At 47.5% G+C, this 15888-nt stretch carries 12 protein-coding genes, 1 tRNA gene and 1 other annotated feature; all 13 genes read right to left on the reverse strand.

The features are described 5' to 3' along the window. Positions 1 to 50: 50 nt before the first annotated feature. The 13 genes from V8Q34_RS10120 to gdhA all read right to left on the reverse strand — a co-directional run bounded on the left by V8Q34_RS10120 (position 51) and on the right by gdhA (position 15724). Entirely contained in the window at positions 51 to 1469 is a 1419-nt protein-coding gene (locus tag V8Q34_RS10120) for an ABC transporter substrate-binding protein (RefSeq protein WP_033142587.1), read from the reverse strand. Positions 1470 to 1490: 21 nt separating this feature from the next. Further along, a complete protein-coding gene (locus tag V8Q34_RS10125; protein ID WP_335835361.1) occupies positions 1491 to 3998 on the reverse strand; it encodes a beta-mannosidase in 2508 nt (835 codons plus the stop codon). A 16-nt stretch (positions 3999 to 4014) separates the two neighbouring features. Then, positions 4015 to 4560, reverse strand: a complete 546-nt coding sequence (locus V8Q34_RS10130) for a D-lyxose/D-mannose family sugar isomerase (protein ID WP_227210617.1) — start codon at positions 4558 to 4560, stop codon at positions 4015 to 4017. Positions 4561 to 5001: 441 nt separating this feature from the next. After that, positions 5002 to 5074: transfer RNA gene (locus V8Q34_RS10135), tRNA-Thr, on the reverse strand. A gap of 198 nt (positions 5075 to 5272) precedes the next feature. Continuing rightward, complete coding sequence (locus tag V8Q34_RS10140) at positions 5273 to 6247, reverse strand: D-2-hydroxyacid dehydrogenase (RefSeq protein ID WP_033142584.1); 975 nt, start codon at positions 6245 to 6247, stop codon at positions 5273 to 5275. Between the two features lie 56 nt (positions 6248 to 6303). After that, positions 6304 to 7617, reverse strand: coding sequence for a hemolysin family protein (locus V8Q34_RS10145; RefSeq protein WP_335835362.1), 1314 nt, complete (start codon positions 7615 to 7617; stop codon positions 6304 to 6306). A gap of 273 nt (positions 7618 to 7890) precedes the next feature. Continuing rightward, on the reverse strand, positions 7891 to 8475 hold the full coding sequence (locus V8Q34_RS10150; protein WP_148392182.1) for a sigma-70 family RNA polymerase sigma factor: 585 nt from the start codon (positions 8473 to 8475) through the stop codon (positions 7891 to 7893). Between the two features lie 3 nt (positions 8476 to 8478). Beyond that, on the reverse strand, positions 8479 to 9228 hold the full coding sequence (rlmB, locus tag V8Q34_RS10155) for a 23S rRNA (guanosine(2251)-2'-O)-methyltransferase RlmB (RefSeq protein ID WP_148392180.1): 750 nt from the start codon (positions 9226 to 9228) through the stop codon (positions 8479 to 8481). After that, the gene (locus V8Q34_RS10160; protein WP_033142580.1) at positions 9203 to 9652 is read right to left on the reverse strand and encodes a Mini-ribonuclease 3; all 450 of its coding nucleotides are present in this window, start codon (positions 9650 to 9652) and stop codon (positions 9203 to 9205) included. Before V8Q34_RS10160 ends, rlmB begins: the two co-directional genes overlap by 26 nt. Further along, the gene (cysS, locus tag V8Q34_RS10165; protein WP_033142579.1) at positions 9637 to 11043 is read right to left on the reverse strand and encodes a cysteine--tRNA ligase; all 1407 of its coding nucleotides are present in this window, start codon (positions 11041 to 11043) and stop codon (positions 9637 to 9639) included. Before cysS ends, V8Q34_RS10160 begins: the two co-directional genes overlap by 16 nt. A gap of 4 nt (positions 11044 to 11047) precedes the next feature. Then, positions 11048 to 11719: a serine O-acetyltransferase EpsC gene (epsC, locus tag V8Q34_RS10170; RefSeq protein WP_103732416.1), complete on the reverse strand. Its 672-nt coding sequence runs from the start codon at positions 11717 to 11719 to the stop codon at positions 11048 to 11050. Between the two features lie 63 nt (positions 11720 to 11782). Beyond that, positions 11783 to 11996, reverse strand: a binding site (T-box leader). Positions 11997 to 12047: 51 nt separating this feature from the next. Next, complete coding sequence (locus tag V8Q34_RS10175) at positions 12048 to 14138, reverse strand: two-component system response regulator (RefSeq protein WP_335835363.1); 2091 nt, start codon at positions 14136 to 14138, stop codon at positions 12048 to 12050. 251 nt (positions 14139 to 14389) lie between these two features. Then, complete coding sequence (gene gdhA, locus V8Q34_RS10180) at positions 14390 to 15724, reverse strand: NADP-specific glutamate dehydrogenase (RefSeq protein WP_033142576.1); 1335 nt, start codon at positions 15722 to 15724, stop codon at positions 14390 to 14392. Between the last annotated feature and the right edge of the window lie 164 nt (positions 15725 to 15888).

Consider the following 15888-nt stretch of genomic DNA (forward strand, 5'->3'; position numbering starts at 1 on the left):
CCGGGCACGAAGTGAACAGTAACCCTGTACACAATACTGTTTACCTGTTATCAGTCAAGAGTCAGCTCATATTCTTCCTGTACACGTCCGCCCCATTCCTCGGGAGTGATCTCACCAATGAGCAGTTCCTGGAAATTTGTATTCATGGCGTCTATCACAGAGGTGTCAAAGTGACAGTCGTACTGCGGAGTCTTCTTCACACTGCTTTTAAGCTGTGCATATTCCTGAACTAAAGGAGAAATCGCACTGTAGTCATAATCAATATTCATACCGCCGAAGTCACCTTTTTCTGCAAGATCTTTACACCATTCTTCATCTGTAGTATATTTGATAAATAACTCTGCAGCCTGTTTTTTGGCACCGGTAAGTTTGGCATTGTATGCCTGTCCCCATGCGGAGCCGCCCGGTGTTGCCGGATAATCCCCTTTTCCTCCGTCAATAGCCGGCAGAACAGCCACGCCTGATTTCTCGATCACGCTCTGGTCATCACCTGCGGTTGCAATCAGTGTTGCAAATGTCCATGAACCATCTACATAAGAAGCATATTCTTCGTTCAGATACGGCGGCATAACCTCAAACTGGTCAATGCTGTTGAGATTTGTATTGAGATATTCTTTATCAGCCAGTTCCGCCATTTTCTCAACACCTTTTAACATATCTTTATCTAAGAATCCGTCACCGGTGCCTTCCATGATGTCATCATACCATTTTGTACCGGCTCCTCTGTCTCCCATAGCCCCGAAAATACAGGAATTGGCAACCCACTGTCCGCTGTTTCCCACACCCAAAGGCACATAACCTGCGTCTTTCAGCTTTGCAAAACAGTCCATCATATCTTCCCAGGTCTCCGGGAACTTTTCGTATCCCACAGATTTATAGATCTCCTTATTGTATACTACAAGAGAGCAGCAGAGGTTCTGGAATGGCGCGCCATAGTAATGACCGTCATACTCCATATCAAACAGAACTTCATCATCAAATTTTCCTGACCAGTCTTTGTCATTTTCAAAAAATTCATCTACAGTTCCAATCTGTTCATTCTCCACCAGATTGGGAATCCATGCTCCTTTTACATTAAACACATCAGGCAGCGTATCTGCTGCAGCATAAGTCATCATGATCGTCTGGTAATCATCATGCACGGAACCGTCATAATTGATCTTAATATTCGGATAATCCTTCTCCAGCCTTTCAATGGCATGGTTCAGTGCATATGATTTTGCATCTGTGGTACTGTCAAGAGGCCACATCATAGCAACATCAAGAGTTACCTCCTCAGTAAAATCTCCGTCGGACTTTGCGTCTGTTTCCGCTTCCGGCTCTTTTTCTTCTTTACTTTCCGGCTTTTCTTCTTTTGTCTCCTCCTGTTTTGCTTCCGGCTCCTCTTTCGGTTCTTCTGTGGAACCACAAGCAGTCAGCATAGAACAGACCATCACACCTGCCAATAATACAGCAATTCTTTTTCTCATTGTTTTCCTCCCAAATTCACATTATAATATTCTGCCGATATCGTTTACTGTTTCAAAAATCAACTGCTTTTTCAGCTCCTCCATTGTAACCGGCCGGCGAAAACTGTTTTTGCTGATTTCCACTGTTTTTATTCTGTCCGGCGATAAGTCAAAACAGTTATCCGAAAATTCACAGTCATTATCGTTCAAATCCATTTTTATACATTTCGCAAAGCAAGATGTCTGAATATTTAAGATATACTTTTCCTTATCATTTTGTACTTCCACACGAAACTCGGGATGTAAAAAATGGAAATGTTTTGGCTTTACAAACAGATAGGTCTCCTCACTGATTCTTTTCCCATCCTGACTGCATAACGAAAATTCCAGATAATACTGCTTCTTGTCCTCCTCCCTGATTTCCTCTGTCCAGTCCATCTCCTGAAAGACAGAAGAGGAGGAACCCTGTATCTGTATTTCCTTTTTCCCTTCTTTCACTACACATCCCGCAGAATCCCTCAATGCCCATATAAGGTTTGCTGTAAATCCTTCAGGATGATCATTCACCACAAATATCTCCAGTCTCCGCGGTTCAAATCTGTCCTCTTTCACACACAGGACAACTTGACTGAAAAAACGTCTGGCATAATAGTGAAGAACCTTCAGCCGATACTCATAATCAATCCCAGACCAGCTTGTGCCCGGAAAACAGTCCACAATCTGCCAGTAAAGTGCTCCCATACATCTCGGTTTCATACTGCGGAAATGATATGTCCCATATTTAATACCCTCAGCCTGCGCATACTGGGATGCGAAAATATATTCTTTAAAATTCTTGGGAGCCCGGACTTCCTGGAATATGTAATTCATGATCTTGCCATTTCCCATATTGCAGTAATTGTCACTGCAGTGCTGCATATAATCCATCACTTCCGAATTCGGACTCATATCCTCCGGTTCCAGGTAACTGCACAGTGTTTTATAATTTTGGAATGATTCCAGACCGAATTCGCTGATAAACCTTCCCGTACAGTCTCTGTAAAATGTATAGGGTTTTGCCGGCAGATACCAGACATACCAGCAGTGCACATCTCCCTTCTCATATCCATTGGGATCATAATAACCTCCTCCGCTGGAGGGAGAACTCGGCCAGTATAATCTGTCAGGATCATACTTTCTGACTATCTCAGCCAAATGTACTTCATACTGCTGAAGGTTTTTCATCCTAAGTTCATGGGTCAGTCCCTCTGCATGATGCTCATAGTCATGAAACCATTCATTTTCGTTATTCCCGCACCAGAGCACAAGGCAGGCATGATTACGGAGCCTGATCACATTGTCCTTCACTTCCTCCCTGATGCTCTCCAAAAACTCATCGTTTGAAGGATATAAGGCACAGGCAAACATCAGATCCTGCCAGACTAAAAGTCCGTTTCTGTCGCACAGATCATACAGTTCATCATCAGGATATACTGCCCCGCCCCATATACGGATACAGTTATAGTTTGCCTCCTTACAAAGACGTATCAGTTCCCGGTGGCGCTGACCCCTGCAGGCTGTCAGGAATTTGTCCGGCGGCGTATAACTTCCGCCTTTTGCAAATACAGGAACGTTATTTACATAAAAGGCAAAGCTTTCCCCATCCGCATCTTCTTCCCTTCTCACCTCCATAGTACGAAGTCCAACAAAGAATCTTTTTTCCTCCTGTTCATCTCTGCACTGCATTTTGACACAGATCTCATAGAGAGGGTGATCTCCATATCCGTTGGGCCACCATATTTCCGGACTTTCTATCTCTGTCCATACTTCTGCCAGAGATTCTCTGCACTTTGTCTTTTCCCTGAATATCTCTTCCCCCTGAGGATCGTATACAGTCACCTCCACACAGACTTCTTCTCCGTATGCTGCTTCTGTCAAAGTCTCTGTTTTCAAGTAAACCTTTCCCTTTTCATGTCTCTGCCTGGTATAGATATGGGAAATCCTTGCTTTGTCATACGCTTCTATGTATACCTCTCTCCAAATGCCCAGATCCGGTACATTCGGCTCCGCATCCCAGCCAAAAGAACTGTGTGTTTTCCTTATCTGGGAAAATCCGTGGGGACTTGCGGTATTAAATTCAGGCAGAGGATGTTCCCTGTGCTGTTCTTCTATATAGCGCACCGATGAATATATAATCACCTGAAGCAGATTATCCTCGGCCTTCAGTATATCTTTTACCGGAAAACGATATGTGCGGTGCATATTTTCCGTGCGGGCAAGCTTCACGCCGTTGAGATAAATATCAGCTATGGTATCAATTCCCTCAAATACCACAAACTGTTTTTCCCTGAGAAGCACATCCTCCCTTACTGAAAAATGCAGCTTATATTCATAATCCCTTTCAGCAAGTTCATGAAACTCTCTGTCCTGGAAACGATAAAATGGCTTTTTAATTCTCCCTTCTTTTATCATATCCAGAAACAGGGAACCGGGCACTTCCCCATGATGCCATTCGTTCTCCTGTGTATCTCTGTACTTCCACTCCAAACCTCCCAGCCCTTGTACGATCATATACAGCCCCCGCTTCTCAGTCTTCTATTGTAGTAAATCTTGAAATCTCAGGATCCGTATAGACATCTGTGCCGTCATCACTGTAGGATGAAAATTCTGAGACAACTGCTCCCTCCGGCCCTGCCTGGAACCAGTGTTTTGTATTAGGTGCCAGGGTGTACTGCTCTCCTTGTTTCAGAACAATCTCATGCCAGACAGTATAAACGTCATCTTTCCCATCAGGAATTTTCGCCTTCGGATTCTCGGTGGGCTCTCCGGGAACATGAACATATACTTCACCATAACGACAACGGAAAGTCTCTTCTTTTCCCGGATTTTCCGGTCCCAGCGGCGGATGCCTGTGCTCTGCACAGATTTGTCCGGGAAGCATGGGCAGTTCTTTGGCACAGCATCTTTTTGTATTTACATATACATGCAGCATAAGGCCTTCGCGGTAAGGATCATTCAGGCCGAAATCCGTAACCTCCATCCTTTCCTGTTCTTCCGGTGTCAGATAGATACCGGCTTTTTTCATCAGTTCCAAACCTTCCTTTTTGATCTTGTCATAATCGCTTCTCTTCATTTCCTTCTCCTTTGTGTCATATGACACTAACTTTTCTTTAGTTCTGTTACCATTCATTTTTTCAGATGCATCTATAAAAACGAACTTTTTTGTTTATAACTGCATATTATCACAATTAATTATGCCGGTCAATTATGAATTTTCCACAATTTTATACTTAAATTTTCTACATATTTTATTTTTTCCAATTTTTACCATTTGTGTCATTTGACACAGACAGGGTAATCCTTTTTCTTTATTTTAATCTGAATATGCAAATGCACTGTAGTTTCAATGCAGCAGACAGGTAATGGATTAAGTTTTAATCATGTTATGCTCAGGAAACAAAAATGAATTTAGGAGGTATCTTATGCTGGAAGCAAAAGATTTAGAAGCCATTCGGCAGATAATGAAAGAAGAAATCAAAGAAAAAAACCCTTGAAAATTCAAGGGTTTTCATCGAGCTGCCTAGCGGATTTGAACCGCCGACCTCCGCCTTACCAAGGCGACGCTCTACCAACTGAGCCAAGGCAGCATTCCTAGTGATGTGCTGTGTAACTCGTCATCACAATTAAGAATTCTAACAAAAGTTGTGTCAAATGTCAAGATATTTTTGAAAACTTTTTTATTTTTTTGTCGCAGCAGCCAGAACGGTGTAATATGCCCCCTGTGCGGTGCCCGGTTTGTGCACCGCACAGGTCATATTGTCACTGCTGTTTATCAATGCAGCGCTTTATTTTTTGTTTCCGCTGCAGTAGCCTGCCTGGAAATCCATGATGTTTCTGAGCTTCTGTCCCTGCATGTACCGTTTCAGGTTCTCCGTGCAGATATTTACCACCTTATCCAGGGTTTCCGGAAGGTGATAGAAGCCTGACACATGGGGCGTGATAAATACATTGGGATAATCCCACAGTCTGTGGTCAGCCGGAAGCGGCTCAGGTTTTGTCACGTCCAGGGCCACGCCTGCCAGACGGCCCTCATCCAGCACATCGCAGAGGTCCTCTGTACAGACCGCATCGCCGCGGCCGCCGTTCAAAAAGAAGGCACCCGGCTTCATGAGATGGAACAGTTCCTTGTCAAACAGGCCCCTCGTCTCCGGTGTACTGGGCAGGAAGGAGACCACCACATCGGCATGGGGCAGCAGTTCTCTGCAGTCCTTCATCAGATGCGGCTCATCAATGTACTCCGGGCAGTTTCCCGGACTTTTCTTCACACCAATGACATAAGCGCCCAGGGCATGGGCCATCTTGGCAAAGTGGCGGCCGATATCCCCCATTCCGAAGATCAGCACTGTAGAGTCCGCAATGGAAGTCACGGTTCCGTGTTCGTCCCAGATATGCTTATTCTGACTGTCACGGTAGAGATGCAGTTTCTTCTGCATGGCTAACAGCATGGCAAACATATGCTCGGAAACAGTCTTTCCGTAGGCTCCGTTTGCTGTTGTGACAACTGTATTTTCATCCAGAATGCCCTGGCCTGTATAAGCGTCAGCACCGGCAGAGTTTAACTGCAGCCACTGTAGTTTTTTGGAAGCTCCGATTTTATCTGCCGGGACATTTCCCAGAATGATATCCGCCTCCTGCACCTGTTCCCTGCTCACTTCCCTGATCGAGGAATATACAAAATGATTCCCCGGTGCCGCCTCCTCCAGAAGCTCTCTATGTTCTTCTCTCACAGGTATCACTACCAGAATTGTTTTTTCCCTCATGTTGCTACCTCCCGTTCTTTCTGCTGTAACACTTTAATGTTTTAATTATTACTATTTTAACAGGGCAAAGGATTTTCGTCAATCAAATGGAGTGTGGTAGTGCCGATTCTGTGATTTTCCACAGAGTGGACCAAGACCCGCACGCCTGAAAATTCACATTCAAATCTCTCGCCGTTTTTCGGCACCCTTCCTATGATGCTGCAGATAAATCCGTTGAATGTGTCATACGTGTCTGTGGGAAGATGAACACCCAGCGCCTCCGCCACATCGTCCAGCGGGGCACAGCCCTGTACCTTCCACTCCTTGTCACTGATCTTCTCGATTTCCCTGGGGCGCAGCGCTTCCTCCTCCTCGCACAGCTCCCCTACCAGGGCCTCCATCAGGTCATGAAGCGTGATGATGCCGGAGACACCGCCGTATTCGTCCACCAGCACGGCAAAATATGTCCTGTTCTTCTTCATATTGGAAAAAAGCACATCCGCCTTCATGCCGTCCGGCACAAACCAGGCCTTATCCACAGCCTGCGCCATGACAGCCTCACGCGATCTGTCCTCCATGCGGAAATAATCTCTGGTATCCAAAATACCCACAATATCGTCACAGCTCTCACCGCACACAGGATAAAAGGAATGGCGGGTACGTCTTATCATATCCTCCCACTCTGCCATATCATCTTCCAGATACAGCACATCCACATCAATACGGTGGGTACAGATCTGTTCCGCATCCATATCGTCAAAATCAAATATATTCTGTATCATCTCATTTTCCCGGGCATCAATGGTTCCCTGGGCATTTCCCTCCATGAGAAGCATACGGATCTCCTCCTCAGAAACCTTCTCCTCCTCTTCCTCCGGGTTAATACCCATCAGCTTCAGGATCAGGTTCGTGGATACTGTCAAGAGAAATACCAGCGGCGCAAATGCCCTGGACACTCCATAAAGCATGCCCGACATGGACAGCGCCATGGAATCCGCCTTTTTCATGGCAATACGCTTTGGAACCAGCTCTCCGAATACCAGGTTAAAATAAGCCAGTATCAGTGTGATCAAAAATACGGCAATGGATTTCAGCACGGATTCCGGAATGGCCACCCCTGCTGCCGTCAGCCACCCCACCAGGGGTCCGGCAAAGTTTTCCGCTGCAAACGCACTTCCCAGCAGTCCTGCCAGCGTGATGGCAACCTGAATGGTGGCTAAAAACCTGGCGGGCTGTTCCGTCAGGGCAGACAGCTTCACAGCCCTCTTATCCCCATCCGCAGTCAGCTTGCGCAGCCGTGTCTCATTCATAGAGATCACCGCGATCTCCGCACTGGCAAAAGTCGCATTTAAAAATATCAAAACAACCTGTAAAAGTAAAGCTCCTATCATTATCCTATACCTCCTGAAATCGTATTATGGAATCTTTCTCCCCATCTGTATGGGAAGTATGAAAAAACACAAAAAGGCACAGCCTGTATCCGGACCTCTCCGTATACAGACCACGCCTTATCTATCCATAATACGACATGGGGCAGCTAATCTGCTAAATGCACTATCACTATCGTCGCTATCCTCCATGTGCGCAATCACATCCTTTCCTCTTATTGTGTATTAAGATACCACTAAAACGCGCACCTGTCAATGCTGTTCTTTTGTGACTGTTCACTCTAAGAATTCCCTGATCTTCCCCCGGATTCTCTGCAGGGCATTGTCAATGGACTTGGGGCTTTTCCCCATAGCCTCCGCAATCTGGGTGTAGGTCATACCTTCCAGATAAGAGTCCAGCACCCGGGTTTCAAAACGGCTCAGATGCTGCCGGATCTTCTCCTGCATGACATTTACGTTCTCCCTGTCAATGACAATGGCCTCAGGGTCCTGCTGCTCAAAGGCCAGACTGTCAAGAATGGGACTTTCCTCCTCGCTGAGGGAAATGTAGGAGTTCAGCGGCTTATTTTTAAGCCTTCCCGACATTTCTATGGCCTTATAGATCTGCCGCTCCACACACAGGTTGGCAAAGGTGGCAAAGGTGGCGCTTTTCCCCGGCTGGTAATCTCTCAAAGCCCTGAACAGGCCAATCATGCCCTCCTGGATCAGATCCTCCCGCTCGCCGCCCACAATGAACATGGCATGGGCCTTTTTCAGTACCATCCCCTTGTATTTCTCCATGAGATAGTCCTCCAGCTCCTGCTCACCGTCCCTCAGCCGCTCAATCAATTCTTCGTCCGTAAACTGTTCGTAATTATCCATATTTTATCCCAAAAGCCGCTGTCTCACAATTTCATAAGCCAAAACTCCCGCAGCCACGGAAGCATTCAGGGAATCAATATCACCTTTCATGGGTATGGATGCCACAAAGTCGCATTTCTCCTTAACCATGCGGGATACGCCTTCCCCTTCATTTCCAATCACAAGACCGATCGGCCCTTTCAAATCAAGCTGGTACATGCTGGTGCCGCCCATATCTGCGCAGACAAACCACAGTCCTTCTTTTTTCAGCTCCTCTATGGTCCTGGCAATGTTGGTCACTCTCGCCACAGGCGTGTAATTCAGGGCTCCCGCTGAGGTGCGGGCAACGGTGGCGGTAAGGCCCACTGCTCTGTTTTTCGGTATGATCACTCCGTGGGCGCCTGCCAGATTGGCAGTACGGATGATTGCTCCCAGGTTGTGGGGATCTTCGATGTTGTCAAGGAGCACCACAAAGGGAGCCTCTCCCTTTTCCCTGGCCTTATTCAGAATATCATCCACTTCCGCGTAGTCATAGGCCGCTGTCACGGCAATGACTCCCTGGTGTTTTCCGGTCTCTGACATCTGGTCCAGACGCTCCTTTTTCACGAACCGCACCATGGTATCGTGCTTTTTCGCCTCTCTCAAAATTGTGCGGACAGGACCGTCCTCACATCGCTCCAGCACAAACAGCTTGTCCACCACGCGGCCTGAACGGAATGCCTCCAGCACTGCATTGCGGCCCTCTACTTTACTCTCCTGGAATTTCTCTTCCATCTGCTTCTCCTTCTTCCAAACCTGTTTTTATCAGCTCCAGCATTCTGTCCCACTGCTCCGTAAGATACAGATATCCCATCAGTGCCTCAAAACCGGTTGCTCTTCTGTAATCTGACATACTGGCATTTTTCGCCATGGTATAAGATTTCGCATTTCTGCCGCGCTTGAATACAGCTGCCTCCTCCTCTGTGAGATGCGGTTTCAGCTTCTCGATCATGGAGGACTGGGCAGAGGCCTTTACAAGCCTGCTTGCCCGGTTGTGCAGTTTATTCACCTGTGTATTGCCCTTTTCCACCAGTATGGTGCGGATCACCAGCTCGTAGATAGCGTCCCCGATATAAGCCAGGGTCAGGGGAGAATACGTTCTGATATCCGTATCCTCCAGACAGAACATGTCTTTTAACTTTCTTAAGCTCTCTTCCATTGTACACCTTCTCTTGTATCCTTCAGGATGATGCCCATGGAGGCAAGCTGGTCACGGATCTCATCTGCCCGCGCGAAATCTTTTGCTTTTCTGGCTGCCTGGCGCTCCTCGATCAGGCCTTCCACTACAGAGTCCAGCACTTCTTCTTTTTTATTCACGATCAGGCCAAGTACATCGCACAGGCCTGTGATCTTGTCAAAGAGCAGTTTTACAAATGCTTTTGTGCTGCCGCTTCCCGCCTGGGTGTTGGTGAATTTTACAAGCTCAAAAACAGCCGCAATGGCATCTGCTGTATTGAAGTCATCTTCCATGGACTCCTCATATTTCTTCACAAGGCCTTCGATTTCCGGAAGCTGCGCCTTTTCCGCCTCCGTAAGCTCTTCATCCCGGGCATTTTCAAGCAGATGCTTTAACTGGTCCACGCAGGTCACAATACGGTCCAGCGCATTCTTGGAAGCCTCCATCAGCTCGGCGCTGAAGTTTAAAGGACTTCTGTAATGGGCATTCAGCATGAAAAAGCGCAGTACCTGCAGGTCATATTTCTCGCCGATCTCACGGACCGTGAAGAAATTGCCCAGAGATTTTGACATCTTTCTGTTATCAATGTTCAGAAATGCATTGTGCATCCAGTATTTTGCAAAGATTTTGCCGTTGCAGCACTCAGACTGGGCAATTTCATTCTCGTGGTGCGGGAATACCAGGTCCTCACCGCCTGCGTGGATATCAATCTCCTCGCCCAGATATTTTTTAGACATGACAGAGCACTCAATGTGCCAGCCCGGCCTTCCCTCACTCCAGGGTGATACCCAGTAAGGCTCCCCTTCTTTTTTCGGCTTCCAGAGAACAAAGTCAAGGGGATCTTCCTTCTGGTCCTCCCCTGATACCTGGATAGAACGGAATCCTGACTGCAGGTCATCCAGATTCTTGTGGGAGAGTTTTCCATACTCGCTGAAATTCTTTACCCGGAAGTAGACAGTGCCGTTCACCGCATAGGCAAATCCTTTGTCAATGAGCGTCTGGATCATGTCGATCATGCCGTCAATCTCCTGGGTTGCCAGGGGATGTGTGGTGGCAGGCTTTACATTCATATCAGCCATATCCTTTTTGCACTCTTTGATGTAGCGCTCGGAGATCTCTTCCGCAGGTACACCCTCCTCGATGGCTTTTGCAATGATCTTGTCATCCACATCCGTGAAATTGGATACATAGTTTACTTCATATCCCTTGTACTCCATATATCTTCTCACTGTGTCGAAAACGATCATGGGTCTGGCATTTCCGATGTGGATAAAATTGTATACGGTAGGGCCGCACACATACATTTTTACTTTTCCTTCCTCCAGGGGAACGAAGTCTTCTTTTCTCTTTGTCAGGGTATTGTAAATCTTCATGTCTCTACTCCTTTTCTTCTATTAATTCCTGAAGTTCGTATTCCAGCTTCTGCAGCTTTGACTTCAGGTGTTCATTCTCACTCTGCAGTTTTCTGATATCCTCCAGTACCGGGTCAGGCAGATGAACCTGGTCCATATCACTTCTTGGCACTTTCTGGTTCTCCCGCTTCACAATACGGCCCGGAACACCGACTACGGTACAGTTGGGAGGAATCTCCTCCAGCACTACGCTTCCCGCACCGATTTTGGAATTTTCCCCAATGGTGAAGGAGCCCAGTATTTTCGCCCCGGCACTTACCATCACATTGTCCTTCAGGGTGGGATGGCGCTTGCCGGTCTCTTTGCCGGTACCGCCCAGGGTCACGCCCTGGTAAAGCGTCACATTGTTGCCTATGACTGTTGTCTCACCGATGATAACACCGGTGCCGTGGTCAATAAACAGTCCCTTTCCTATTTTTGCCCCGGGATGGATTTCAATACCTGTTTTTCTGGCTGCCCTCTGGGAAATCCATCTGGCAAGGAAATAGTGGCCTTTTTCATAAAGCTTATGCGCCCTTCTATACTGGATCATGACCCGGAAACTGGGATACAGAAGGACTTCCAGCGGCGTTTTGATGGCCGGGTCCCTTTCCCGGATAACCTGAAATTCTTCTTTTATATGTTTGACAAATCCCATGGTTTATTTCCTTTCTATGGTAAATATGGAATAAAAAACGCCTCTATATGGCTGTTACTGCCATATAGAGACGAAGAAATCACTCCGCGGTTCCACTCTATTTGAGGACATCAGTCCCCCGCTCACACCTTTAACGCAGGTACACGGACCTTCCCGTATGACAGGCTGGTCAGCTCCCGGATGCACTTTCACCTTTTCCTTTTCGGGCAGCTCTCAGCCGGTGACTGTCCTTCTCTGTAAAAATTCCCAGGTTACTCTTTCCGTTCACAGCTTTTTCCATATCTTTCTCTAGTTTATGCATAAATGGACTGTTTGTCAATGGATTTTTTCACTTTACGTTTTCTCTTGCCATCAGCAGACTGGTAAAGGAATCTGCCGGCATAGGTCTTGCATAGTAATAGCCCTGTCCGTATTCACATCCCACAGAGCGCAGAAAATCTCCCTGCTCCTTCGTCTCGATACCCTCTGCAATGGTGCGCATGCCCAGTTTTTTTGCCATGCGTACCAGGGAGGCCAGGATCTCAGGGCCTCTGCCGGAGATCCCCTGGTCTTCCAGGAATTTCATGTCCATTTTCAGGATATCCACAGGCACATCCTTCAGCATGTTCAGAGAGGAATATCCGCTCCCGAAATCATCCATCAGCACCTGGAACCCGTAGTTCTGCAGTTCCTTCATGGCTGCCAGAAGCTGCTGGGGATTATCCGTATAGGCACTCTCCGTGATCTCCAGCCGCATCATCTGCGGCTCCAGCCGGTACCTTTCTGTCAGGTCTATGATGCTTCTGCAGAGATTGGGATCATAGAACTCCAGCCTGGATACATTTACAGACACCGGAATGTTTTTTAAGCCGCGGCGCCTGAGCTCCATCATATTCCTGCAGACTTCCTCCCTGATGTAGGCGTCCAGCTTGATGATAAAGCCATTATGCTCAAAAAACGGAATGAAAAATCCGGGCGACACCATACCCTTTTCCGGATGGTTCCACCGCACCAGCGCCTCAGCGCTCACCACATCTCCTGTGTTCAGGTCCACAACCGGCTGGTAATAAACCTCAAACTGTCTCTGGAGAAGTGCCTCCTCCATGGAGTTGGTAAGCTGCTGCTCACTTAAAACGACCTGATGGAGCTCGTCATTGTACACTGCGTAAGCGCGGTTTGAATTTCCCTTGACTGTACGCAGGGCCAGGTTTGCCCTGTCACACATGAGATCCACGGACATGCCCCTGTCCTCAATGGTGTAAACCCCGTAATAGAGATTGATCTTCTGCTCTATCTTCACAGACGCCAGGCTTTTCTCCATCTGGTCCCGCACCTGCTGCAGCTCCTCTGTCCCTGCCGGAAGGCATACGGCAAAATGGTCTGCCTCCAGTCTTCCGTAGGTCCCCTTACTTTTCAGGCATTTCTGAAGCCCCTCGGCAATCAGAAGCAGTATCCTGTCTCCCATAAAATTGCCGTAAAGCTCGTTGATCACCTTAAAGCGCTCAATATCAAACTGCACCATATTGTAGGTCCCCTCAGGATTCTGTCTCAGGAAATCCGCGGTCTTCCGACAGAAAGTGGAGCGGTTATAAAGGCCTGTGAGGGCATCATGATCCAGCAGGTACCTGAGCTCCTCATTCTTCTGCTCAATGAGAAGTTCATTCTCCCTGCTCTCCGTCACGTCGATATTCACGATGCGGAAGACAGGTACCCCGTCCTCCACCTTGTATTTCAGGGCATTCAGACTGAACCACCGAAGGCTTTTGTCCTTTCTTCTCACCTGATGGACCAGGGAGATCCTGTCATTACTGTCCTTGTTTTCCCGCAGCCGGTTAAGAATATATTCTGTATCGCCGCCAACCCACAGAGCAGTCAGATCACTGCTGAATTTCTCCTGGAACTCCTCCCTGTCATAGCCGAACTGCCGGCAGAATCCGTCATTAAAATACTCCACCTGCACCTTATCCGTCACCTTCCAGACACCAATGCCGCCCGGGACAGAGTCGATCAGGGAGTTCAATTCATTCCTGGTCTCAAAAAGGGCATTTTCCAGCCGTTTCCGCTCCAGAATATGCTTAACCACAATATTTTCTACACGCTTTTTTACCACCATGGCCCGGTACGGCTTGTTGATAAAATCGTCCGCCCCAAGCAGCAGGGCCCGCTCCTCCGAATTTTCCTTCTCTGAAGTTGCCATGATGACCGGAATACCCGAAAGTGTCTCCTCCTCCTTCATGGTTTTCAGGACCTCGAACCCGTCCATGCGCGGCATGACAATATCCAACAGGACAACATCCACCGGCTGGCTGCGAAGGATCTCCATGGCTTCCACTCCGTCTGCAGCCTGAAGAATGCTGTACTCGTCATCAAAGATATTCTCCAGGAGCGCTCTGTTCAATTCTACGTCATCTGCAATCAGCATGGTCTTTTCTCTCTGCATCTGTTTATAACCCTTCCTCGTTTTTCTCCTGTCTGTTCTCAAAAGCTTTTGGTGCCCTGCAGAATCTTTCTATCATATCCTGCATCTTCTCTGCAGTCCTCACTATCTTTTATTATAGCTCACAGTACGCCTGCAAACAAGATTTTTCCGGACAAAAACGGGTACAAAATCCTGCGATTCTGCACCCGTTTCTTACAAGAGGCTGATTTTTGTATTTTTATTTTCAAGGAAGGCTGTTCAAATCACAAAACTTAGCAGATGCCCTGAGCGAGCATTGCTTCTGCAACTTTTTCAAATCCGGCTGCGTTGGCACCGACTACATAGTTGCCCTCGTGGCCGTATTTCTTAGCTGCATCTACCATGTTGTGGCAGATGTTAACCATGATGCCCTGTAATTTTGCATCTACTTCTTCAAAGCTCCAGCTCAGACGCTCGCTGTTCTGGGACATCTCAAGTGCGGATGTGGCAACACCGCCTGCATTGGCAGCTTTGCCCGGTGCGAAGATAATGCCGTTCTCCTGCAGATATTCGGTAGCTTCCAGTGTGGTAGGCATGTTGGCGCCCTCGCATACTGCAAAGCATCCGTTAGCTGCCAACTGTTTTGCATCCTCAAGCTGCAGCTCGTTCTGTGTCGCGCAAGGAAGGGCAACATCCACTTTTACGCTCCACACACCTCTGCCCTCGTGGTATTCTGCATTCGGTCTGTAGTTCTTGTACTCCGTCAGACGGGCACGTTTTACTTCTTTGATCTCTTTTAACGCTGCCAGGTCAATGCCTTCGGGATCATAGATCCAGCCTGCGGAGTCGGAGCAGGTCACCGGTTTTGCACCTAACTGGTATGCTTTTTCAATAGCGTAAATGGCAACATTTCCTGCGCCGGATACGGCAACGGTCTTGCCGGCCAGCTCTTTGCCGTTTAATTTCAGCAGCTCTTCTGTCAGGTATAACAGACCGTATCCCGTAGCCTGTGTTCTCACCAGGGAACCGCCGTATGTGAGGCCCTTTCCTGTGAGAACGCCTTCGTAAGCGTTGCGGATTCTCTTATACTGGCCGAACATATAGCCGATTTCTCTTGCGCCTACACCGATATCACCTGCAGGTACGTCAGTGTCTGCACCGATGTGTCTGTACAGCTCTGTCATGAAGCTCTGGCAGAATGCCATAACCTCTCTGTCTGATTTTCCTTTCGGATCAAAATCAGAACCGCCTTTGCCGCCGCCGATAGGAAGTCCGGTGAGTGAGTTTTTGAAAATCTGCTCAAATCCCAGGAACTTGATGATTCCCAGATATACGGACGGATGGAAACGGAGACCACCCTTGTACGGTCCGATGGCACTGTTGAACTGTACGCGGTAACCTTTGTTCACCTGCACATTGCCGTTGTCATCTACCCACGGTACACGGAACATGATCACGCGCTCCGGCTCAACCAGACGCTCCAGCAGTGCTTCTCTGCGGTACTTTTCTTCGTTTGCTTCAACAACAGGTTTCAGGGACTCCAGGACCTCTCTGACAGCCTGATGGAATTCCGGTTCACCTGGATTTTTCTTAACTACTGATTCAATTACCTCATCTACGTATGACATGACGATCCTCCTATAGTGATATGTGTAAAACTTATGTAGGTTATTATAAAACCTGTTGCCAGATTTTGCAAGTTTTATTTTTAGTTCCTGCAGATTTTTTCATAAATTTTACTTTTTCCGGACTTTTCCAAAGAAAAGTGAATCTTTCTTTCGTGAAAGTGTCA

The organism is Blautia sp. JLR.GB0024, from assembly GCF_037000545.1.
Taxonomy (GTDB): Bacteria; Bacillota; Clostridia; order Lachnospirales; family Lachnospiraceae; genus Blautia; species Blautia celeris.